The sequence below is a fragment of the Thalassospira sp. Z349TD_5 genome, from assembly GCF_056173045.1.
Map to the genome: position 1 here is coordinate 2,377,859 of NZ_CM149654.1, position 23,524 is coordinate 2,401,382.

Genomic DNA, 23,524 nt, shown 5'->3' on the forward strand with positions numbered 1-23,524 from the left:
AGTGGCTAACCGCGCGGGGGGAAATTGGTCCAGTGTGACTGCGACAGCTGCCGATCAAGTTCGGCACGCGTCATCCCGATGTCCTTAAGCAAATGATCATCAAGGTTTTGCAAAGCCTTACGATCACGTGCACGTTCTTGTAAATGGCGGAACTTCTCGACAACGGAGATGGCAGTGCCAATCATCGCTGAACGCCAAGTTACGGTCTTTACCGTTGTGGGGCCGTTCATCACATTGCGATCATCGACCCCGATATTGGAAATCCGAATTGTATCGTTACAATTTACCATATCCATCTCCTATCGGGTAATTGTCTCGATATTGTTTTGTCATTGACATTGTCATTGTGTCAATTTAAACATTGTCACCATGACAATATGGTTTCCAAACCTTAAAGATGCCGGCGGTCCTGTTTATCGACAGATCGCACAGGCCATCCGCACGGCGGTCGATGACGGCACGTTAAAGCCGGGCGAACGCTTACCCACACACCGTGACCTCGCCTATCATCTGGGCGTTACAGTCGGGACCATCACCCGATCGTATCGGGAAGCAGAAAGGATTGGGCTTGTTGCCGGGGAAGTCGGACGCGGCACATATGTTCTTGATAACATTCAGGCCCAACTCGACATGGCGGCAACAGCGCCGCTACCACCGTCATTTACCAACAACATCGGCCCGATGCGCCATGGCACGCCGGAAGTCGAAGTTGAAAACACCGGACCAATCAATTTTCGGATGAATTGTCCTCTGCCGCCGCAGAATGATCACTTGCGCAATACGTTACTTGAAATTGCCCAAACCATGCCGCTTGACGACATGGTTACCTACAAGTCGGAATATGGCATGGCCCATCAGCGCAAGGCACTTGCGGCTGCGGCTGGGCGACTTGGGCTGGACGACAACCCCGAACGCGTTGTTCCGACTGCAGGCGTGCAACACGGCATGACCGTATCGTTGCTGGCAACCATTCGTCCCGGCGACCTGGTTCTCTGTGAAGAGATGACCTATCCGAACTTGCGCAGCCTTGCCAATTTGCTGCAATTTCGTCTGCGCGGTGTTGCAATGGATGACGATGGCATCATCCCGGATGTTTTGGAAAACCTGTGCCGCACACACAGTCCGCGCGCTATCTATCTGATGCCAACTCTTCACAATCCGTTGTGCAGCACCATGAGCCAGCAACGTCGCATTGATATCGCCGAAATCTTGCGCAAATACGATCTGACCTTGATCGAAGACGGCATTTACCACTTCCTTGATCCGAACGCCCCGCCCCCGCTTTCATGCTTTGCACCAGAACGCAGCATCTACCTGGATGGTGTATCCAAAAGCATCGGTGGCGGATTGCGCGTTGGTTATATCCATGCACCCGGCGAACTCATCGGCAAGCTGGCAAGTGCCATCCGCGCAACCTGCTGGATGGTTTCAACCATCAACCTTGAACTGGTGTCGCGGATGATCATGGATGGCAGCCTGCAACAATTTGAAGCATGGCACCGTGAAGAAGCGGCCAAACGTCTTGCGATAATCCTTGGTACACTCAAAGGATACGACATCCGGTCGCACCCGACGAATTATCACATCTGGCTTGACCTTCCTGACCACATTGACCCCGGCGAGCTGGTTATGAACGCCGCCAACAGCGGTGTGTTGTTAACCGCCGCACAGCAATTTGCTGTCGGCCCGGTCCCGCGTGGGCTTCGCCTGTGCTTTGGGGCCGAAAAGTCGGTTGAGCGGCTTCGTCGTGGGGTTCAAACAATCGACCGGCTACTTAAAAGTAGCGATTTTGGCAATTCAGTTGTCATGTAATGTGACCTGATGCGGTGTTGCGTGGCGTGAACCTTCGGGCGCACCGCGCCCCCGCTATCACGCACTTAAAGCTTGTTGTTTTGGTCTTTCTTTTAATCGCCGCGATCTTTGGGGCGATGATTTTTGTTGTGATAACAACAATTTCTCCAAGCAGCGCTTGACCACTGTATTGCGTTGCTTCCAAGATATGCTGCACGGCCTAAAAGCCCGTCGCCATTTATTACCTTGGGCAGAAGAAAGTCAGCAGATGCCAGTTTCCCGTCTCGACGCAGAAGATTGCGGTTTTCCGCACTTTCGGATTAGAAGCCCACACAAAGACCAAACGCCAAAGATTTTTGATTTTTCATCGCACTACCGTGCCGCAGAGGCCCTGAAATTCGGGCTTTCCATGCAAGAACCCGGGTTCAACATCTTTGTTCTGGGGCTTGATCGGGCTGGTCGCATGACCGCGACGCTTGATTACCTGAACAAGGCCATGGAAGAACGCGCGGCCCCTGACGACTGGGTATATCTAAACAATTTCTCACGTACCAACCGGCCCCGCCCCTATGCGATGGCGGCCGGTGACGGCCACAAATTAATGACGGCGATGGAAACGCTGATTTCGCATCTGCGCGAAGCCTTTTCATCCGCCTTCAATGCTCCGGCCCATCTGACCGACACCCAGTCACAAACAGAAGAAGCCCGTGCTCAGGTGCGCGAAAAGTTTGATGCCCTGCGTGAATACGCCCGTGAACGCGATCTTGATGTTCAGGAAAACGAAAAAGGTGTCATGATCGTCGCCCTGAACGAGGATGGCGAACCGGTATCGCTTGACGAAATCCCCAAGGAACGCCGTCGCGAGGCCGAAAAATCGTTCGAAGACGTCGCCGAAGAAGCCCGCAAAACCCTGCTTTCGACCCGCGACCTTGAAGAACAAATCGCTGACACCCTTGATAGCCTGCGCCGCGATGCTGCGAAGGTGGTTTTGAAACCCCGTATCAAGAAACTCCGCGACAAATTCACAAGCCCCGGCCTGAAGGCATGGTTTGAAGCACTTGAAAAAGACATCCTTGATAATATTGATGCCTTTGAAGAAGAAAGCGATCAGCCTGCCATCGAAAGTGGCGATGGCAAGATCCCCGAAACCGTGGATGATCGCTATGCGGTTAATCTTTTAATCGATCATTCACGCGATACCCACCCCGATGTCGTGCTGGAACCAAGCCCAAGCTATGACAACCTTTTCGGGCAAATCCAGTACCGCCCGATGGGGGGCGGGATGCATCCGCATTTCAGCCTGATCAAGCCCGGTGCGCTGCATCGTGCCAATGGCGGCGTTTTGGTTTTGCGCGCCGAATTGCTGCTTGAGCATGAAGACAGCTGGGGCTACCTCAAGGCAGCCCTTCGTGACCGCGAAATCCGCATTGAAGAAACCCATAAGGGCGGACCACCAACCGCAGGTGCGCCAGAACCACGCCCGATCCCGCTTGATCTTAAGGTCGTGATCGTTGGGGCACCGAAATTCTATTACAGCTTCTTCTCGCTGGATGTGGATTTCCGAAACCATTTCCGGGTCAAGGCCGATATTGACGCCGATATGCCTGCTGCAGGTCGCAACATATCGATCTATACCGGACTCTTGCGCGAGTTTGCCCTGTCACGATCCGGCATTCCGGTCGATAACGGGGCCATTCGTCAACTTCTTGGTCAGGCCGCCCGTTGGGCGGGCGAACGCGACAAACTGACCGCCCAGATCGAACGGGTGGAAGATGTCGGCACCGAAGCCGGCGCACTTGCCAAAACCGATGGCCGTGACAGCATTCGGGCTGCCGACGTGCGCCGCGCCATTGAAGAACGCCGACACCGCAACAGCCGCCTTGAAGACAAATCCCATGAACGGGTGCAACGCAGGGAAATCCTGATTGACAGTTACGGTTCCGTCGCAGGTCAGGTCAATGCATTGACCGTGCTTGATTACGGCGATCATGCATTTGGATTGCCTGCGCGTGTTTCGGCACGGTCCTATGTCGGAAGTCTTGGGGTTTTAAACATTGAACGCATGGTGGATATGTCGGGTCCGCTTCAGCAAAAGTCGGTCATGACAATCGAAGGGTTCCTGAAATCACGCTTTGCTCAGCAATTCCCGCTTTCGTTCGCATGTAACGTCACGTTTGAGCAAAATTACGGCGGGATAGAGGGCGATTCGGCATCAATGGCCGAGCTTTGTGCGATCATTTCGTCGATTGCCAACATTCCGATGCGTCAAAACATCGGCGTAACTGGCTCGATGAACCAGTTTGGCGAAGCTCAGCCGGTTGGCGGTATTTCGCATAAGATCGAAGGTTTCTATCGCATTTGCGCCGATCAGGGCTTTACCGGCGATCAGGGCGTTATCATCCCCCAACCAAACGCCGAAAATGTTGTTCTGCGCGAGGAAGTCGTGCAAGCCATCCGTCAGGGAAAGTTCAACATCTGGACCATTGAACACATCAATGATGCAATTGAACTTCTAAGCGGCATGCCATCTGGTGATCGTGCTGACGGGCAATATCCGGCCGAAAGTGTTTACGGTAAGGCCATGGAACGGTTGCGCCAGAATGACATTATATTGCGTGACAGATATGCCTATCCGCCACGGGGCGAGCGTTAAGAAAATGTCAGAACCCATCCACCATAGACCACATTATGCGAAACCCGCTTCGCATAATCCTTGTGTGGTTTTATGGCGGGGGTTTATCGACCTCGGCAAAGCCTGCATAATTTCATGTTCTGTGATGATTATTGCCACTCAACACGCGGTCATCGCACAGCAAAATTCTGATGATGCACCAATCAGCGGGATTGATGCCATTCCAACAGACATTCCTGTGCATGCCTCAACTGTGCGCGATCCCAACCAGCCGGTAAGCCTGCTGCCCGGAACCATCCCAATCAGCGACTCAGCAGAGTTTGTTGAAGAAGTTCCGTCGTTAGCAGCGCAATATCATCAAACAATAAGCGGCACAGCCCCCCGCGCGACCAAGCAGGCCCCTAAAAAACCAAAAGTCTCGTCGGCGCCCCAAAAAACACCGGCAGTCAAACGCCCTGCCCCGATGCAAACTGTGACAGTCGCAGCCACACCGTCACCATCCGTTGAGAACGCGTCACTTGGTGAGACAACGGGCCAGTATCAGATACAACTTGGCGCCTTTCACGACACCATCAGTGCGCAAACATATTGGGCCAGTTTTCGTATCCGCTATCCCGATCTGGCTCAATCCCACCCGCGCGAAATCGCCACGCCGGACCTGGGAAGCAAAGGCATTTTTCATCGCCTTCGTCTGGGGGGCTTTCCCAATCAGGTAACCGCTGATGAAAAATGCCGCCAGCTTATTGCTGACGGCACCGATTGTTTCGCCGTCCGCCCGTAAACGATGGCGGGACAAAGTCCCGATTTATTTCGCAGGCACAAGCAGAACGATCTTATCAACAATAAGCGTTGACGCCTCGGTGCAGGTTGTCATCAAGGCTTCATGTCCCGTGACACGAACCTTATCGCCCGGGCGGAATTTCGTTGCCTTGTTCGCCAACGCATACAATGTGCCGTCATCGGCACGGAAAATTACGCATTCTTGACCCTGATCGGTAATTTCACCGGCAATGGTGAAATTATTCTTTTGTATAAATGAACAGGCCGACAGTGCCGCTGCGACTGTGAGAATCGCAATTTTCATTGAAAGTCCTGCCATTAAACCGGTCTTCATTCTTCAATCTCCTGTGTGTGAACGATTGTTCTTCGTCACAAACTCTTTCGTGTCGCGTTAAGGTTCTTGTAACGCAGCCAGCTGTAAAAAGGTATTCATCCTTTTACGGGTTTCGCAATCTGATGTCATGGGTTACCAGACGGGTTATGGAAAAGTCGCAAATCGAATTTCTGACAGAACTTGCTGAAGAATTTCAGCAACAGACTGCGATTAACAATCGCGCGACGGAGGAATCCGAGCAAAGCGACGCACTGTCAACGCTGGTTGATCTGGCGCGTGACATGCAAGCCCGGCTGGACCAGCAGCAAAACCGCATTCGTCAGCTTGAGCTAATGGTCGAAACCGACGAACTCACCGGCCTGTATAACCGTCGCGGCTTTATGCGCCGCACCCGCGAAGCTCTTGCCCGCTCGGCGCGCAGCGGCGAAAAAGGTCTTATGGTAATCGCTGATCTTGATGGCTTCAAACAGGTAAATGACGAGCACGGCCACGCGGCGGGCGACGCAGTCTTGCGTCATTTTGGCCAAAACCTACGAACTCATACCCGGGCTGATGATTTTGTTGCACGGTTTGGTGGTGACGAGTTTGCCATTCTTATGACCGGAAGCGACCCGGATGCCGCAGAAAAACGCCTTAAACAGCTTCAACAGGCAACCGCCCGCTTCCCGCTGATCTGGCATGGTACACCACTTCGCATTCAGGCCAGTTTCGGGTTTTCGGTCTACACCACCAAGAATGACATTTCCGACCTGATAAGCGATGCTGATAAAGACATGTATAAAAACAAGCACGCGGGCCGCGATAGTCAAAAATCCGCCCAAACGGACCATAACGCCGCCTGACCTTTCAAGCGCGCTTTAGTTGCCCTGCCTGCATGAGAAAAATATTCGCCTCCTCACCGTATTCTATTGCTCAAGCCCCCATATCAAACGTCGGTACCTGACTGATCACACGCTAGAATCTGTCATGTTGTCCAGTTCAGAAAGCCGTGCGGCAACGATCGAGCATGACAACGTCTGATATTTTGGGTTTTTGTCTGATATTTTGGCGAATAATGTGCAAATCTTTCATATCCCCTATAGGATAGTTACTTAATATATACAGGTAGTATCGCACCTAGTTTTATCAGGTGTTTTTTGATGATGGGTCCTCAATGACAGACAGCGTTGGCTATTCAGCGGAAATAAATGACCAGGACCTTTTGGCTGCCATGGCATTTTGCTGGGCAGACATGCTGCTGGAAGTTGATGAAAACGGATATGTGCTGTTTGTTGCTGGTGCAACCGAAAGTCTTTTGGGTTGCACCCCGGACTGTCTGATTGGCGAAGCGCTTGAAAAGCTTGTTGTGAAGTCGGAACGCCCACTGTTACGAGCTTACCTGCACAGCGGATCTGGCCTAAAACGGCTTGAAGAGCTTGATCTTGATTTCCAACTGTTTGATGCAGATGGGACCCCGGTGCAGGATATCGTTCCGCTGTCACTGAGCGGTTATATGATCGCCAATCCAGCTAGCCGATATTACATTGCAGCACGGCACCGGGCCATCCGACCGCGTGCGCGCTCGGGCATTGATCGTTTGATCTTGCAAAGTGCGGTTCAAGAACAAAAACGCGGATCAGACACGCTGTCGGCTTCTCGAAATCTTGATCAAATATCGTCGAAATATCACAGCGAAGCACTGGTGGTGCTTGAAAATCTGGCTGCATCGCGATCACAGGCCGAAACAGCCGCAACCAGCGAATTAGCCCATTTGATTGGCATGCGCACCATGCAATCATCGAACTTGTTCGCATCGGCCAGTACAAGTCCGTCAGACCAGATCCACCCGGTTGATGAACCGATGATCGAACTTGAACGCAGGATCGTTGCCTATGCCAGCGCATTGCGTGTTGATCTGGGTGATGCCACTACGGGTGAAACGACAGATGCGTTATTGTCTCTGACCAACGGCATGGCAGAAACCTTCACAAGCAAGCAGAAGACCATATCATCTAACAAGGATATGTTTGGCAGTGACTATGAAAGCGCGCGCAATTTTCATCAGTTTGACGCCACAGAAAACTTTGTCGGTGGCGACAATGATCGTGAAACCAACCTGACGCGCGCGGTTGCCTATGCGCTTAACCGTATGCAACACCGAAGCCAAAGCGATGTATCGGCCGAACGCCTGTCGGCCAGCTTGCCACACCTTATTCAGGAAACGTTGAAATCCGTTCGCGCCTTTCGTGAGATCGTTGAAAACGGTTCATTTGCTGTCGCCCTGCAACCGATTGTTCATTTGGGCAGTCAGGAAATGCACCATTTCGAAGCCCTGGCACGCTTCACCAATGGCAGTATCCCGCTTGCTGTTGATCAGATCATTCACTTTGCCGAGGGCACGGGCCTGATTACAGAATTTGATCTGGCGATGAGCCGCAAGGTTCTCGACCATGTACGTGACACCCCTGATAAAATCCCCTATCCGGTCGCGGTTAACCTTTCGGGGCATTCGCTTGAACAAGCTGATTTCTTGCCTGATTTGATCAGCCTTCTCGATCAGTATGATATTAGATCGGAACATGTTCTGTTTGAAGTAACCGAAACATCGCGCATTCGTGGGCTTAAAGACGTGAACAATGGCCTGCAGAAACTGCGCGCACGCGGTCACGAAATTTGCCTTGATGATTTTGGCGCCGGGGCGGCCAATTTTGAATATCTGAGCGCACTTGACGTTAACATCATCAAGTTTGACGGCGGTGCAATGCGTACAGCGCTTGCCAACCCCAAAGGCCGCGCATTCCTTAAGGCAACGGCCCTTCTTTGCCGTGATCTTGGCATTCATACGATTGCAGAAATGATCCATGATCAAGCCAGTTACGAAATGGTCTGCGAGCTTGGGATTGATTATGGTCAAGGGTATTACCTTGGCCCGCCGGTAACCATTGGCAGTACTCCAACCAACAGCGACCTTGAAATGGGCTCAAGCAATACAGATCGCAGTCAAACAGTTTCAGGAGGACGATCATGAACACCCGTCATCCTGCCCCCATCGACCATAATAGTGACGACCTGACAGGTTACGACGCAGAAGTCTTTGCGCTTGATCCAAAGGTGATGGCAGATGCCGAAGCACCAGTGATTGTCATGGACGCGCATGGCGTTCCGTTGTTTGCCAATAAGAATGCGGTTGGTTTTGCCAATGGTATTCGCGACGGGTTGTTTCCCGAAATTTACCAACTGATCCGCCGCGCGTTAACTACACCCGGCGGTGTGGTTGAAATGTTGACCTTTGAAGTTCAGCGCGGTACGGCTACACTTGAGTTAACAGCGCTTCCGACGACCAACAATCATGTGATGTTGCTGCCGCGCGATGTCAGTATGGACCGCAACCTGCGCGAAGCCCTGATTGATTCGCGCCAACGGTATCGCGACATTGTCGAAGTATCATCCGCATTTGCCTGGGAAACCGACGAAAACGGCAAGTTTATCTTTGTTTCGCCGCGCGGCGCACTTGGCTATCGCGCCGAAGAAATCGTCGACCGCTTTCCACGTCATTTCATTCTTGATATCGCTGATCAGGATGCCGAGCACGTTTTCCGCACCCAGAAGGCCGTGCGCGATGTTCCGGTATGGTTGCGCCGGTCAAACGGCAATGATGCCTGTCTTGCAGTATCGTCAACACCGGTTTATTCACGCGAAGGAAAATGGATCGGCACCCGCGGGCTTGCGCATGACATCACCGAACAACGCCGCCGCGAAAGCGAAGTATCTATCGCGCGAAACCGTGATCGACTGATGACCTATATCGTGCGGACCATGCGTGATGAAATTGATCCGTTGATGGTTCTTAAGGGCGCATCGGAGGCCAGCACACGCGCACTGGCCTGCGCAAATTGTGTCATTTTCAAACGCAATGATGAAACCAACGAACTGGAAATCGCAGCAGGTGATGACAACAAAGACGCAAACGAGATTTCCAGACAGGCACTAGCGAAACTCCAGCAATCGGGCGAAGTTTTCGACGCCCAGATTGACACCTGGCATGTCTTTGCCCTGCCCTGCCACTATCACCAGCGTAACAATGGTGCAGTCATCTTCCTGTTTGATAGTAATCATCCGGACCCCAATGACGGCGAACGTGCGATCATGACGGAAGTTGCTGATCAAATCGGAATCGCCATCGAACAGGCAATTCAGCATGAACGCATTCTGACCTTGTCACGTACAGATGGTATGACTGGACTTCTGAACCGCCGGGCATTCTTTGATGAACTCAAACGCCGTCATAGCCGCCTGCAACGCGACCTTGAGCCAGCATCGTTGATGTATGTCGATATGGACAACTTCAAAATGGTCAACGACATCCACGGACATCAGGTTGGAGATGAAGCCATTCTGGCCTTAACCAAGGTGCTCGAAGAAAATGTCCGCCCATCAGATCTGGTTGCGCGGCTGGGTGGCGACGAGTTTGTCTTATGGCTTGAAGGTGCTGATGTGGCGGCCGCCTCAAATCGTGCCAAGACACTGATGAAAGAAAGCGCCATACTTTCGAAGTATTCCGGTGACAAGGACCATCCGCTGGGCATATCAGTGGGGATTGCCGTGCATGAAGCCGGTTCGAAAGAAGATTTGGAACTCCTTGTACAGCGTGCTGACCAAACGATGTATCAAGTTAAGAAACTCGGCAAGGGCCGCTTTGGCATTGCATCTGCCCCCGGGACAACCAATTCGGCTAAGATCGAAGATTAGGAGGAATGCCCGATGAAGGGATTTTTGCAGCGGGTATTTACCAAGCGACGCGAAACCCCCATCACCTACGACGAAGCCAAGGAAATGGCGGCAAGTCCCGATGCTGGTGTGCGCGGAACGCTTGCCCAGCGCCATGATACGCGCCCTGAAATCCTGTATTTCCTTGCCAACGACACCGATTCTTCGGTGCGTCGGCATATTGCCGCCAACGAAGCAACGCCGGTACAAGCTGACGTCTTTCTAACCGACGATACAGATGACAGCGTTCGTGGCAGCCTTGCCGAAAAAATCGCCCATCTTTCGGCTGGCCTGACGCCAAACGAAAGCGACAAACTCCGTCGCATGACCTATGAGGCACTTGATAAACTGGCGCGCGATCAGGCCGTCCATGTTCGTCAGGTTATTTCCCAGACACTTAAAGACATCGCCGACGCCCCGCAGCCGATCATTCAGCAGCTTGCGCGTGATGCCGAAAGTGTCGTGTGTGGCCCGGTCTTGCAATATTCGCCGGTTCTAAGCGAAGACGACCTTCTTGAAATCATCGAGGGGAGTTCTGGTCGCGGCGCGTTGAGCTTTGTCTCGCGTTCAACGCAATGTCGGCGAAAAACTGGCCGACGCCATTGCTGCAAGCAGTGACAAAGACGCGATTTCGCATCTTTTGGGCAACCGTTCGGCACAAATCCGCGAAGAAACCCTTGATCAACTGATTGATCGTGCCCCCGATTATCCGGAATGGCACCAGCCCTTGGTCGAGCGCCCGGAACTGCCGCCAACTGCGGCGGGTAAACTTGCCCGGTTTGTTGCAGAAAACCTGATCAGCGTACTTGAACGGCGCAAGGACCTTAAGAAAGATCAGCTTGAGGCCGTGCGCGAAGTCGTCCAGCGCCGAATTGCATCTGGCGAGTTCGAAAAACGCGAAGCCCCCGCCGAAGAGCCCAAAAAGAAAGCCCAAAAAGGTGCACCCGCTGAACCGGCCAAAGGCAAAGCCGATGGCAAGGATGCGGCAACGGCGGCTGCCGGAGAAGAGGAAGAAGAACCAGCCTACGACAAGGCGGTTGCCATGCATGCAAAAAAGAAGCTGACCGATAAGGAAGTCGCCAAAGCCCTTGCCGCCAATGATGTGAAATTCGCCCGTGCGGCCCTTTCCGTTCTTGCCGGCATTCCCCCGGAAGCTGTGACAAAGGTGCTCAACACGCATTCCGCCAAAGGGGTTGTTGCCCTGACATGGAAAGCCGGGTTGCCTGCCGACCTTGCCGTTAAAATTCAGGTCAAATTGGGCCACGTCCCGCCAAGTCAGACGCTTAATCCACGCAACGGCAATCAATATCCGCTTAGCGAGGATGACATGAACTGGCAGCTGGAATTCTTTACCGGGATGACAACAACCGGCTTGCGCTGATCCCCCACAATCAGCGCAATTCCGCCCCCCGTATCAAGGTATCAGGAAGCAGATTACGCCGGGCGTTCCATACAAATGTGAGGAATGCCGTCTTCCTCGTACACCTCGCCAAACTGAATAAAGCCAAGGTCTTCGTAGAACTTCTTTAGATACAGCTGCGCATTAAGATAGATCGCCTTGCCGGAAAATTTTTGATCGCAATGGTCAATCGCATGGGTCATCAATTGACGCCCCACCCCCTTCCCGCGCAAAACTTCACTTGCCACGACACGGCCAATCGCAGGTCGGTCGCCTTGTTCTACATGATCAGGATCAATGCCCGGTCCGACGATGCGAACGGCGGCGAGAACAGTCTCACCATCAAGCGCAATGATGTGATCGCACAGCGGATCAAGACCATCAATCTCGGGGAAAATGCATTCCTGTTCGATGATAAAGATTTGCTGGCGCAACTTTAGCAGGCTGTAGACCTGATGCGGGGTCATCTCGTCAAAAAGACAGGAAACCCATGTCAGTTTTTGTGGGGCGTCTTGCATGGAAATCGTCTTTCTCAGGGGCGTTGTGCATTGTCAGACAGATGCAAACCAGATGTTTCGCATCGATGGTATTTTGCTATCCCGGATCAGAGCGCGACTTTTTCAATGTGATAAATGAAAACGTCATCGGATTGCTCAGACGACCGCAACCGGTTTCCGGTCATCTCACAGAATGCTTTCATATCCGCCACCGATCCCGGGTCTGTGGCCAGAACCTTAAGCACACCGCCCGCAGGAACATCCCGGAGGGCTTTTTTCGCCTTGAGCACGGGCATCGGGCAAATCAAGCCCCGCGCATCCAAAATAACATCAAAATCATCACTTGAAGATGTCAACATGAAGGACCTTATAAAAAAAGCGGTTTCTGTGTGATAAAGCGCCAATTGGCGATTGTTGCATTTGCACAATATGTTAGACTGAATAATAACAATCAATCAAACGCTGTTAGCCTCCCCAAGATGCAAATCTATCTCCCGATTGCCGAAATATCGGTAAATATATTCCTTATTCTGGGACTGGGCGGCGGGGTAGGCTTTTTGTCTGGCCTGTTTGGCGTCGGCGGCGGCTTCTTGATTACGCCGCTTTTGATTTTTTATGGCATCCCCCCGGCAGTATCTGTTGCCACGGCAGCAAACCAGATCGTCGCATCGTCAGTATCTGGTGTTTTCGCCCATTGGCGACGCGGTAATGTTGACCTGAAGATGGGGCTGGTTTTGTTGGTCGGCGGCATCGTCGGATCAACGGTTGGTGTCTGGATCTTTGCCTGGTTGCGATCACTCGGGCAGATCGACCTTGTGATTTCGCTTTGCTATGTGATCTTCCTTGGCATCATTGGCGGCATGATGCTGTTTGAGGCATCACGCGCTATTTTCCGTACGCGCCGCAAAGGTGGCGGCATCCGCCGCCGTAAGAAACACCAGCACAGTTATATTCATGGCCTGCCGTTCAAAATGCGGTTTTACCGTTCGGGCCTTTACATCAGTGCGCTTTTGCCCCTTGTTATTGGGTTCTTCGTCGGCATGCTGACGGCCCTGATGGGGGTTGGCGGCGGCTTTGTCATGGTGCCTGCCATGATTTACCTTCTTGGTATGCCGACCGGTGTTGTGATTGGTACGTCGCTTTTTCAAATCATCTTTGTCACTGCAAACGTCACATTCCTGCAGTCGATCCAGACTCAAACGGTTGATGTCGCCCTTGCGACCCTGCTTTTGATTGGCGGGGTGATTGGCGCACAGTTCGGCGCGCGGTTTGGATCGCGCCTGAAGGCTGAACACCTTCGTGCGCTCCTTGGTTTGCTTGTGCTGTCGGTCTGTCTCAAACTGTTGTTTGATTTGGTGATCGAACCAAGCGAGCTTTATTCGATCATGCCGGGTAACCTGTGATGTCATTGTCCCCGCACATGTTTCGCATCGCATTCATGGCTGCTGTTACCGTCATCGCAGTGACCTTGCCGCTTAAGAACAGTCGTGCCGATGCGCTGGTGGTGGATTTGTCAAACCACCTTGTTGCCATCACAACCGGCTTTACCGGCACCGATGTTTTGCTGTTTGGTGCGGTTCAGAACGAAGGCGACATTATCGTCACTGTGCGCGGCCCCGATCAGGATATGGTCGTGCGGCGCAAGGAACGCACCGTCGGAATATGGGTGAACCGCGAAAGTGCAACCTTCAAAAACGTTCCGACATATTACGCCAGTGCATCAAACCGGCCGATGGACATTATTGCCAACGATAATGTGCTCAGAGATTATCGTATTGGCTTGGAACATCAGCGTTTTATCGCAGCCACCGACATCACGGAAGTTGACCAGAAGGCCTATCGTGACGCGCTGGTGCGCAACATGCAAAACGTTGGCTTGTTTAACCAGCGTCCGGCAAAAATCAGCTTTTTGTCAAACCAGCTGTTCCGGACCGACATCCATTTTCCGGCCAACACACCGACCGGCACCTACATGATCAATGTCTATTTGATCCGCGATGGACGCATTGCCAGTGTCAAAACAACCCCGCTGGTGGTTTCTAAAACCGGGGTCAGCGCAGAAGTCTATGACTTTGCCCACCGTTACTCGGCACTTTACGGCATCATTGCCGTGATCATTGCCGTGATTTCTGGCTGGGTCGCAAGCGTCGTCTTCCGCAAGGGATAATTTCCCAAACCGTCGCCGGATAAGGCTAACGTCCCTTATTGCCTGCTTTCAAAATATCTGACTGTGCTTCCGCAGCAATCATCTCGCACTTGCGCAATAGATAATTCTTTGCCCGACGAGCTAAAAAACAGCTTGGAAACAGGCCTCGAATTACGGCACACTTTATGGAACTGGCCAATGACGCTGTCCCACACTCAGTGCCATGATTGCCGATCAGGTAAACTAATCAGGGCTTACATATGACTTCACACGATGCCGATGCGGAACTGCGCACATCAACTAACCGAACGTTTCTTGTTGTGGTCGATGACAGTGACGAAATGACCAAGGCACTTCGTTATGCCTGCCGCCGCGCGCAACATACAGGCGGTCGAGTTGCGTTATTGAGTGTTATTGAACCCGCAGAGTTTCAGCACTGGGTCGCTGTTGGCGACCTGATGAAGGAAGAAGCCCGCGAGGAGGCAGAAGCCCGCGTCAATGAACTGGCAGCCTATGTCCATGAACAAACCGGCGCCATGCCGCTTCTGTTTATCCGCGAAGGCCGCCTGAAGGATGAATTGCTGACGTTGCTTGAAGAAGAAGAACAAATTTCCATTCTTGTTCTCGCAGCTGGCACCAATTCCGAGGGCCCCGGCCCGCTTATCACTGACCTGACCAAAAGCGACACGGTTGGTCAGTTGCGTTTGCCATTAACCATCGTCCCTGCCGCCCTGTCAGAAGCAGACATTGATGCGTTAAGCTGACGCAAGCTTTTGCTGAAAACCTTGATGAAACATCAAATCAACCGGCCGCCTATCCTCAGACATCGGGATCAGGCATAGGCCGGTTGAATGGTTTTCTCAAGAAACTGCATATAGGCGTCAAAGGATGATTTTTGCCCAAACAGGATGTGGGATCGGCTCCGGATAGCCTGTGAGACGACCGAACGGCGACGTTTATCCGTCGCCAATGTAAGGGCGGTATCAACGTAGTCGGCAGAATGATACGCCACACAATCAAACACTGAAATCTGACGATAACAGGTATGACTGCGCCGTGACCTGGCCGCACTACCGGGCAGGGTCACCAACGGCACGCCAAGCCCGAGGCAATCAAACGCCAGCATAGCATCATTCCATGCCGGACTTTCAAGCACCACATCGACCGCACACAAAAGTGACAGCATATCGGACCGATTGCGCACCGAAACAAACCGCATACGTCCGGCAACATCAGCATAATTGACCGCAAACCGCCGTCCCCATGCCGCGTCCCAGCTATCGCGTTCCGGTGCAATCAAAATAAGTTCAGCCGTTTCATCAAGTCGCAGGATTTCGGCAATCAGCGGATCAAATTCGGCGGTCAAAACATCCAATGGCTGCGGACACAAATAGGTATTTCTATCTTGCGCCAGGCGCCAGTGTCGTTGCAGATCAGTCGTTGTCAGACCAAGGTCATCTGGCCGTGTGGCATTGACAAACAATCCGGGTAACCGGATCAATTTTTCGCTAAACCGTTTTTCACCGCCTGCGGTTTCCCAGTCTTCGGCAATCAAGTGATAATCGATATTTGAAAGACCACTGGTTGCGGCAATACCGCCACCGGAAATCTGCATCGGGGCCAAACGCCAGCTTGCCAGCAGCATTGTATAGGCATCCGACTGCGGATCGACATAATGCAAAACATCAAGATCAAGTCCGGCAATCACGCGCGCGGAATGCAAAGGATCAAGTGGCAATGGCACGACAAGATCGGCATGTTCGTCAATACGCGCAGTAATATCGTCTTCACCAGTTGGCGGGCGGATCACAGTGACATCGAACCGATCCCGGTCAATCGCATCCACAAGCCCGACAATCCAGCGCCCGATACCATTTTCGCACATATTGGCGGAAACGACCCCGATGCGGATTTTGCCACCATTATGGACCTTGTCCTTGCTGACTTCGGGCACGTCATATCCCGACACCAGCTGTTCCCAATAATGACCAACCGCACGCAGTTGCTTGTCCCCTTCAGGACGAAGGGCGGCACGCCAAACTGGTGGGAACCGTGTCAGAATAGTAGGATCAATGCGGTCTGCACCGACGTACTCCAACCCCGGTTCAAGCGAGTCTTCATCCATCGTGTCGTCAAGCAACTCACGAACGACTTCGTCATTCTGTGCCGCAATGTTGGTTGGTACCGGGGCAAACAGCAACCGGCGGGCCGTCCTAAACAGGGCGGCGTTTTCGCCTGCTGCGATCTTGCGATCAATGCCGTTTTGCAGGACCGATTGCGCCGATGCAGTATCACCTTCTTCGGCCAATTCGACAGCAAGGCGAAATACCGCGTCATCGCCGCCACCAACACCGATTGCCGCGCCAAACCGTTCAACGGCTTCGCTGTGGCGGCCCACAATGCTAAGCGCCTCGCCCATCATCAGCAAAAGTTGAGGATCCTCAGGGTTGGCCTGTAAAAGTGGCTCAAGCGCGCCAATAGCTTCTGTTCCCTGCCCGACCCGCAAATTGAGCAATGCCAAAGTCCGGCGTGCGGGCGCATCGGTGGGATCAAGCGCAAGAACCTGACGCAAACAATGCTGCGCCCCGGCAAACTGTCCCAAACGGAAAAGTGCGTCGCCATAGGCCGTTAAGGCCCGTTGATGACCGGGTTCAAGATCAAGCGCGCGGCGTAACGGTTCGCTCGCTGAAACCGTTCGTCCCTGATCTAGCCTGATTTGGCCGATCAGAACCAGCGCATTAACAATATCATCACGCATTTTAAGCGCGGTCAAACAAGACGTTTCAGCCCCACCAACATCGCCCAACGCATAAAGGCAGGCAGCATAATTAGCGTGAATTTCGGCAACGTCCGGGGCCAGTTCCAACGCATATTGGTAGTTTTCCCGGGCTGCGTCGAGTTCATCAAGTTGGCGATATGTATTGGCGATATTGCAATAAAGTGCAGGTGCATCCGGACACAGCCGTATGGCGCGCTTAAACGCACCAATTGCATCACGCAATTTGCCAACGGCTTTCAAGGCTTGTGCGTGATCATGCTGGATTTCAGCACTGTTGGCGTCGGCAATGGCCGCACGCCCCATGCGTTCGGCTGCAACGGCCTGATTTCCCTGACGCATGGCAACAAGACCGGCAAGATGCATTGCTTCTGCAGCCTGTGGAAATGCGCGTGTCATCTTGCGACAGGCTTGTTCAGCCTCCGCAAGCTGGCCTGCTTCATACAGGTCCATCGCAGACCGGAATATGTTGCCGAAATCAGACAAGGGATGCCTTCGCCGTTAGAGTATCAATTTATCCCGTCACCATACGGGCCAAGCGTTAACAAACCACGTCTTTGCCATAAATTCTTGCTCGTGGCCATGCCCAAGGGTTGCATTGATGCAATACCATCCTGCGCCACGGTGAATTTCATCTTTCAATCTCTTAGAAATTCACAGTAATCCCCGAAAAAACCAGAAAAAATCCCCTGAACTTCCATTCAGGGGATTTTATGGACATCGATAAAGCAATGCCGGAAAGGTTAAGGCCTATCCGTCGTGACTGAAATACCGGCCAAACCGGTTGGCGAGAAAATCATCAAGACCAACTTCTTCCTGACGGACATAACCAGCCCCGGGAAGCTGTTGGGTCAAAACCATATCGATCAGCGCGCACAACCCGGCAGAGGTCGTAATCTGGATCGCTGACCATTTTTGACCACCAATTTCAGTACCATGCACTTTGCGAATGAAGTTTTCTTCGCACAGGTCCCCATTTCGCATGCCAACCGCATCAGCAAAAATGACAATCACATCCTGCTGGGTAATCGGCAGGGCGTTTTCAAAAATTTCCTTCATCATATCGGGGCGTTCGCCCAAACGCAGATCGTCGATCAGGATTTTCAGGATTTCCTGATGCCCCGGATAACGCACCGTTTTGTAATCAAGATTGGCGACCTTGCCTTCAAGCATGTCACATAATGCCCCAACCCCACCCGACGTATTGAAGGCTTCGTATTCTGTGCCATCAATCGTGAAGCGTTCATATCCTTCAAGCGGCAGCACCTCGACACGTTTGCCATTGAGGATGACCTCACACGGATTAAGGTACTCGTTAATCAGTCCGTCAGTTGACCAGGTCAGGTTATATTTCAAACGGTTGGTCGGATTTTGCGGTAACGCCCCAACCCGAAGACGCAATTTCTGCACGCTATCAAACCGCTTAAACAGGTCATGGGCAGCAATTGAAATAAATCCTGGTGCAAGACCACATTGCGGCACAAACGCGCTGCTTGCCCCCTCGGCGATTTCACGGATGGCACGGGTGGTTTCGACATCCTCGGTCACATCGAAGTAGGATGCTCCGACTGCGCGCGCCACACGGGCAATCGCAACATTCAGATAAAACGGACAGGTCGACAAAATGGCATCATGCCCGCGTGCAACCTCGGTCAGGGCGGTTTCATCTGTAACATCAACCTTTACAAGCGTTGCTGCATTATCCTGCGCGCAGAATTCCAGCATATCGCCATTGGCATCGGCCAGTGTCACTGCATAATCGCTACTTTCATTCAGCATGACGGCGGCAATACGCCCGATTTTACCAGCCCCAACGATCAAAATCTTTTTCATTTTCGTTCACTCCCAGATCAACAGACAATGCATGTAAGATCATCATGTTTGATGCCGCACCTGCTCTGATAACGTTTTGTTTATGACCCTTTTATCGTCCGCCGCTGGACTGATGCTTACAACCCGGCGATACTGTTAAAATCATTGAATAGACCGTCATTTTTATGGGCACACCCGATGAAACGCCGACTTGATGAAACCGACCGTCGCCTGATTGCCCGATTGCAGGAAAATGCGCGTATTCCGATTGCCGCCCTTGCGCGCGATGTTGGCTTGTCGCGTAGTGCGGTTCAGGAACGTCTTGAACGGCTTGAAAAATCACAGACAATTGTGGGCTATACCGTTCAACTCGGTGATCAGGCACGGCCGGTTCTTCTGGCCGAAGTCATGATCCAGCTTGAACAAAAGCAATCTGCGGGTGTTGTTGGCGCATTACAGAAAATCCCCCACTGCATTCGCTGCCTTGCGATTGCCGGGGAGTTCGATCTGATCGCGGAAATTGCGGCCGATACATCCGAGGAACTCGATACTGTACTTGACCGGATTGGGGGGCTTGCCGGAATAAAACGCACGTCGAGTTCGATCATCCTTTCAACTAAATTCGATCGCCGCTAAACTGGCTCTCAAGGTTGGGGAACCTTCTTTTCAGGAAGAAACACCGAGTGACGTCAAAACGTAGATATTCCGTCCTTTCTGTCCTTCTTGCCGGTTTTTCCGCCACCAGCATTCTGGGCGTCGGTTTGGCCCTTTATGTCGGGCTTGGAGCGGCCTATGAGAACACCCGCAATCTTTGGGTGATGCTTGCAGATGTCGATCTGACATCTGTTCAACGCACCATGCAGGAACGCATGGATGAGGTTGACAAAAGATCAAACTGGGTCGCCGACCAGGTTGCCGAAGGTGCGCTTGACCCCAGCTTCCAATACGGCTGGAACAATGCAATGCGCGCGCTTGCCGCAGCGAATATGGATGTCATGGCCTATGGCCTTGTCACCGGTGAACGGCAGTTTATCGGTTATAACCCCGATGATATGAGCATCATCCAACGTACCCTTCCCATGGACGACATGCTGTTTTCCGAATTGGCCCAGATACGCGGACCTGCGACCAGTAGAACCGGCTTTCCCCGCTGGGACCCATATTTCGATAAAACCGTGTTAACCAGCTGGGTCCCGTTATTTAATGACGGGCAGTACCTTGGAACCTTCATACAATATCTATCGCTTTCGAACCTGTCCGATAGCCTGATTAGAGGGCGCGAAGATTTACCCGGAACACCTTTTATCCTGATTGGCGGCAATCGGGTGATGGCACATCCGGGTTTGCGTGACTGGGGCACAAACACGGCATCCAAACTGATCAATGACGCGAACATTGCGCGCAGCCCAATCCCCCTTCCAACCATAAATGACATCAGTGATCCGGTTCTGGCCAATATCGGTAAATCTGAAAGGATCAGAACCGAACGCGATGACGACGGGGAAAAACGTAAAGGCATTCAGCTTTCCGGTCTTGAACTTGACGGCAAGTATAACCTGATCGTTACACGACAGGTCGAAAACGCTGCCATTTCACCCATCATCATCGGCATGCATTTTGACGAGGAACTGTTTAACGATGAATGGGAACGGCTCGTACTGGCGTCCATTCTGGGGGGCGGTGTTCTGGTGCTTGCCATCCTCGTCGCGGTTGTGATGTCTCGCCAGTTCACAAAACCCATCCGAAAGTTCGCGGCCGCGGCACGTGCGTTCGAAGACGACGCAATCGCGTCTGCCGATGTTCCTCAGCTTGAAGGTAGCCGAATTCGCGAATATGACGATGCTGCCCGATCCTTCAATCACATGATGATTGCAGTTCATGACCGCGAACGTATCACCAGTCTGTTCGGTAAGTTCGTCCCGCAATCCATTGCCAAAAAACTTCTGGCATCGGGGACAAATTCCGGGGCACTGCCGCCACAACAAACAGAAGCAACGGTCCTGTTTATCGACATCGCCGGATTTACATCGATGTGCGAGACGCTTGACCCAAATCAGATCATTTCGATGCTCAATGCCTATTTTGATTGTGCGACAAGCATTATCGAATCGCATGGCGGCATCATCACCCAGTTTCAGGGCGATGCTATCCTTGCGGTTTATAATGTGTTTGATGACCTTGAAAATCACGCTGATGCCGCCCTCGACAGCGCAATTTCCCTGCAAAAAGAAGTCCATAGCAGAACATTTGAAGGATTGTCGATCCGTTGCCGATGCGGGGTGAACACCGGTAATATGGTGGCCGGGAATGTCGGTGCGAAGGCACGGCTGTCATTTACGGTTCACGGCGATGCAGTCAACACGGCGTCGCGTCTGGAACAGGAGAACAAGGTTCTGCATACCGATGTTTTGATATCAGAAAGTACGCGTATCCTGCTTTCGAACCCAAACAGAGTAATCAAGGCAGGTGAAGTTCTGCTGCGGGGGCGCCATAGCATGACCGAGCTTTATACAGTGCCTTCGGACTTGCTCCGCCTATCATAAGTCAAAACACACTGAGCAGCATACACCTACCCAAAGTTGACTGCCCTCTTTCCATGCTCATCAAAAGTACGTAAGCTGATGAATTGAATGGTAATATGAGCATGTTCAAAGTGGACAGGCATCATCGAATTTTCATTAAACTTGGGGGAAACAGTTTGGCAAAACGTCACGGACGCTTTTCCATTTTTGGCGTTTTGCTGGGGGGCTTGTTGCTTTGCAGTGTGGTTGGTGTTGGTCTATCGCTTTATATTGGGCTGCAGACTGCGGTTGAAAATACCCGCGACCTTTGGATCAGCATGACCAGTGCTGACCTTGCCGAGGCGGAACGCACTGTCGAAAAACGCCTGATCCGACTTGCCGATCGCAATAACTGGGTGGCAACACAAACTGCCGAGGGTCTTGTCAATCCGCGCAAACCGTCGTTCTGGACCGATAATATCCCGTCATTGATTGCCGGTGAAACCGATATCGCCGCCATCGGAATGACAACACCGGATGGTGAATTTCTTGGCTACGATCCAAAAACGCATAAGTTTTTAAGAACCAAGGCGGATCTGTTTGACAGACAGATTGCACAACTTTTCCCCGAGACCGGTCCAGCCATGAGCCAAACGCTTTTCCCTTACTGGCAAAGCGCACTTCGTCAGGTCGTGATTGGCGAATCTATCCCGCTTTTTCAGAACGGCGAATATCTTGGTGTCCTGATCCAGTATCTGACCCTGCCCGGTTTGTCACGTGACCTTCCAATGCAAGAGCAAGGCGATGGGCGAACAGCCTTCATCATGGTTGAAAATCACATCATCGCCCATCCCAGTCTTTCAAACTGGCAACGGGTCAACATGCGCGCCGAGGATTCAGCCTTTGTCCCCGAGACGCTAGAAGAAGCGACAAGCGTCCTTCCGCAACTTGATCAAATCGGCGATCCCATCCTTTCCCAGCGTGCCCGATGGAAACCGCTTGACCTTGGTGACAGCCTTAAGCTCGCTTTGGATCAACGCCTTGATGTATCGCAGGTCATCATCAATTCGACTTACAACATTATCGTCACCCGCGAAGCATCACAGTCGTCTGCGACGCCAATCACCTTTGGAATGCATTTTGCGCCGTCTGTCTTCGCAGCAGAAAGCCGTCGCCTTGATTTTCTGCTGTGGATTGGTGTTGTTGTCTTGATTGGTGCTCTGATCGGTGCGGCTGTGATTGCCCACTATTTCTCGCGCCCTCTTAAGCGGTTTTCCGCCGCCACCCGCCAGCTTGAAGAAGGCAATCTAACATCCCTGCCCCACCTTCCAGAAAGCTACATCACAGAATTCAACGATGCTGCGACGTCCTTTAACCAAATGGTCATCACACTAAATGACCGCGAACGGATCGGACGCCTGTTTGGCAAGTTCGTGCCCCCGGCGATTGCCGAGCAACTTTTAGCATCACAAAGCGATGCCGGAACAATCCCACCGCATAAATGCATTGCGACAACGCTTTTTGTTGATTTGCAGGGCTTCACCAGCATGAGCGAGAAGGCAGACCCGCAGCATATTGTTGATATTCTGAATGCCTACTTCACGGATGCTACGGCAGTGATCGAAGCCAACCAAGGGATCGTCATCCAATATCAGGGCGACGCGATCCTTGCGGTGTTTAACGCGGTTGGCGAACTGCCCAACCATGCCGATGCCGCTGTTGAAACGGCCATTTCACTACAAAAGCTGGTTCACACCAAACAGTTTAAGGAAACAACATTAAGGTGCCGCTGCGGGGTCAATACTGGTGAGTTGGTTGCCGCCAGTATTGGTGCACCGGGCAGGCTTTCCTTCACGGTGAACGGCGACACCGTAAACAGTGCGGCCCGCCTTGAAGCGATGAACAAGGAACTGGGAACGAAAATACTGATCGGCGAGAGCACCTATAACAGGCTCAGCGATCCGTCACAGGCCATACCGGCCAAGGAAGTTCTTCTGCGTGGCCGAAGCGAAACAACAGCCGTCTATAAAGTTTTGATTGACGGCATCGATGACGCGGCGAAAGACAGCACATCCCCCGAAAGCAGATAAAACAAAACGCCGCATTGGTT

Annotated in this window: 20 protein-coding genes; 14 read left to right on the top strand and 6 right to left on the bottom strand. The window is 52.4% G+C overall.

Features of this window, described 5'->3' with window-relative positions:
* Window positions 1–5: 5 nt before the first annotated feature.
* Window positions 6–290 (bottom strand): DUF1127 domain-containing protein, encoded by a 285-nt coding sequence (locus AC0VXT_RS10865; protein WP_417823785.1) that lies wholly within the window; start codon window positions 288–290, stop codon window positions 6–8.
* Between the two features lie 79 nt (window positions 291–369).
* Here AC0VXT_RS10865 and AC0VXT_RS10870 point away from each other — a divergent pair, with 79 nt between their 5' ends.
* From AC0VXT_RS10870 to AC0VXT_RS10880, 3 genes are all read left to right on the top strand, one after another.
* Window positions 370–1,812, top strand: a complete 1,443-nt coding sequence (locus AC0VXT_RS10870; RefSeq protein ID WP_475545451.1) for an aminotransferase-like domain-containing protein — start codon at window positions 370–372, stop codon at window positions 1,810–1,812.
* 247 nt (window positions 1,813–2,059) lie between these two features.
* Window positions 2,060–4,444 carry a Lon protease family protein gene (locus tag AC0VXT_RS10875; RefSeq protein ID WP_475545452.1) on the top strand — a complete coding sequence of 795 codons (2,385 nt, stop codon included), beginning with the start codon at window positions 2,060–2,062 and terminating at the stop codon, window positions 4,442–4,444.
* Window positions 4,392–5,204, top strand: a complete 813-nt coding sequence (locus AC0VXT_RS10880) for an SPOR domain-containing protein (protein WP_475545453.1) — start codon at window positions 4,392–4,394, stop codon at window positions 5,202–5,204. The genes AC0VXT_RS10875 and AC0VXT_RS10880 overlap by 53 nt, the downstream gene beginning before the upstream one ends.
* A gap of 24 nt (window positions 5,205–5,228) precedes the next feature.
* Here the strand turns inward: AC0VXT_RS10880 and AC0VXT_RS10885 are convergent, their stop codons facing one another.
* Window positions 5,229–5,537 carry a DUF5818 domain-containing protein gene (locus AC0VXT_RS10885; protein WP_475545454.1) on the bottom strand — a complete coding sequence of 103 codons (309 nt, stop codon included), beginning with the start codon at window positions 5,535–5,537 and terminating at the stop codon, window positions 5,229–5,231.
* Between the two features lie 146 nt (window positions 5,538–5,683).
* Here AC0VXT_RS10885 and AC0VXT_RS10890 point away from each other — a divergent pair, with 146 nt between their 5' ends.
* From AC0VXT_RS10890 to AC0VXT_RS10910, 5 genes are all read left to right on the top strand, one after another.
* The gene (locus AC0VXT_RS10890; protein ID WP_475545455.1) at window positions 5,684–6,379 is read left to right on the top strand and encodes a GGDEF domain-containing protein; all 696 of its coding nucleotides are present in this window, start codon (window positions 5,684–5,686) and stop codon (window positions 6,377–6,379) included.
* 311 nt (window positions 6,380–6,690) lie between these two features.
* Complete coding sequence (locus tag AC0VXT_RS10895; protein WP_475545456.1) at window positions 6,691–8,544, top strand: EAL domain-containing protein; 1,854 nt, start codon at window positions 6,691–6,693, stop codon at window positions 8,542–8,544.
* Complete coding sequence (locus AC0VXT_RS10900) at window positions 8,541–10,265, top strand: sensor domain-containing diguanylate cyclase (protein WP_022730594.1); 1,725 nt, start codon at window positions 8,541–8,543, stop codon at window positions 10,263–10,265. The genes AC0VXT_RS10895 and AC0VXT_RS10900 overlap by 4 nt, the downstream gene beginning before the upstream one ends.
* 12 nt (window positions 10,266–10,277) lie before the next feature.
* Entirely contained in the window at window positions 10,278–10,901 is a 624-nt protein-coding gene (locus AC0VXT_RS10905; RefSeq protein ID WP_475545457.1) for a hypothetical protein, read from the top strand.
* Window positions 10,840–11,664: a DUF2336 domain-containing protein gene (locus AC0VXT_RS10910; RefSeq protein WP_475545458.1), complete on the top strand. Its 825-nt coding sequence runs from the start codon at window positions 10,840–10,842 to the stop codon at window positions 11,662–11,664. The genes AC0VXT_RS10905 and AC0VXT_RS10910 overlap by 62 nt, the downstream gene beginning before the upstream one ends.
* 53 nt (window positions 11,665–11,717) lie before the next feature.
* Here the strand turns inward: AC0VXT_RS10910 and AC0VXT_RS10915 are convergent, their stop codons facing one another.
* Window positions 11,718–12,200: a GNAT family N-acetyltransferase gene (locus AC0VXT_RS10915; protein ID WP_475545459.1), complete on the bottom strand. Its 483-nt coding sequence runs from the start codon at window positions 12,198–12,200 to the stop codon at window positions 11,718–11,720.
* 86 nt (window positions 12,201–12,286) lie between these two features.
* On the bottom strand, window positions 12,287–12,538 hold the full coding sequence (locus AC0VXT_RS10920) for a sulfurtransferase TusA family protein (protein WP_475545460.1): 252 nt from the start codon (window positions 12,536–12,538) through the stop codon (window positions 12,287–12,289).
* Window positions 12,539–12,658: 120 nt separating this feature from the next.
* On the opposite strand from AC0VXT_RS10920, the gene AC0VXT_RS10925 reads away from it, so the two are divergent.
* The 3 genes from AC0VXT_RS10925 (at window position 12,659) to AC0VXT_RS10935 (ending at window position 15,089) form a co-directional block, all read left to right on the top strand.
* Window positions 12,659–13,582, top strand: a complete 924-nt coding sequence (locus tag AC0VXT_RS10925) for a sulfite exporter TauE/SafE family protein (protein WP_475545461.1) — start codon at window positions 12,659–12,661, stop codon at window positions 13,580–13,582.
* A complete protein-coding gene (locus tag AC0VXT_RS10930) occupies window positions 13,582–14,346 on the top strand; it encodes a TIGR02186 family protein (RefSeq protein ID WP_475545462.1) in 765 nt (254 codons plus the stop codon). The genes AC0VXT_RS10925 and AC0VXT_RS10930 overlap by 1 nt, the downstream gene beginning before the upstream one ends.
* Window positions 14,347–14,585: 239 nt before the next feature.
* Window positions 14,586–15,089: a universal stress protein gene (locus AC0VXT_RS10935; protein ID WP_022730588.1), complete on the top strand. Its 504-nt coding sequence runs from the start codon at window positions 14,586–14,588 to the stop codon at window positions 15,087–15,089.
* A 68-nt stretch (window positions 15,090–15,157) separates the two neighbouring features.
* Here the strand turns inward: AC0VXT_RS10935 and AC0VXT_RS10940 are convergent, their stop codons facing one another.
* Window positions 15,158–17,587, bottom strand: a complete 2,430-nt coding sequence (locus AC0VXT_RS10940; RefSeq protein ID WP_475545463.1) for a tetratricopeptide repeat protein — start codon at window positions 17,585–17,587, stop codon at window positions 15,158–15,160.
* Window positions 17,588–17,851: 264 nt separating this feature from the next.
* Complete coding sequence (locus AC0VXT_RS10945; protein ID WP_475545464.1) at window positions 17,852–18,934, bottom strand: saccharopine dehydrogenase family protein; 1,083 nt, start codon at window positions 18,932–18,934, stop codon at window positions 17,852–17,854.
* Window positions 18,935–19,111: 177 nt separating this feature from the next.
* On the opposite strand from AC0VXT_RS10945, the gene AC0VXT_RS10950 reads away from it, so the two are divergent.
* The 3 genes from AC0VXT_RS10950 to AC0VXT_RS10960 all read left to right on the top strand — a co-directional run bounded on the left by AC0VXT_RS10950 (window position 19,112) and on the right by AC0VXT_RS10960 (window position 23,504).
* Window positions 19,112–19,549: an Lrp/AsnC family transcriptional regulator gene (locus AC0VXT_RS10950; RefSeq protein ID WP_475545465.1), complete on the top strand. Its 438-nt coding sequence runs from the start codon at window positions 19,112–19,114 to the stop codon at window positions 19,547–19,549.
* A gap of 47 nt (window positions 19,550–19,596) precedes the next feature.
* Window positions 19,597–21,456: an adenylate/guanylate cyclase domain-containing protein gene (locus AC0VXT_RS10955; RefSeq protein WP_475545466.1), complete on the top strand. Its 1,860-nt coding sequence runs from the start codon at window positions 19,597–19,599 to the stop codon at window positions 21,454–21,456.
* A gap of 155 nt (window positions 21,457–21,611) precedes the next feature.
* The gene (locus AC0VXT_RS10960; RefSeq protein ID WP_475545467.1) at window positions 21,612–23,504 is read left to right on the top strand and encodes an adenylate/guanylate cyclase domain-containing protein; all 1,893 of its coding nucleotides are present in this window, start codon (window positions 21,612–21,614) and stop codon (window positions 23,502–23,504) included.
* Window positions 23,505–23,524 lie beyond the last annotated feature (20 nt).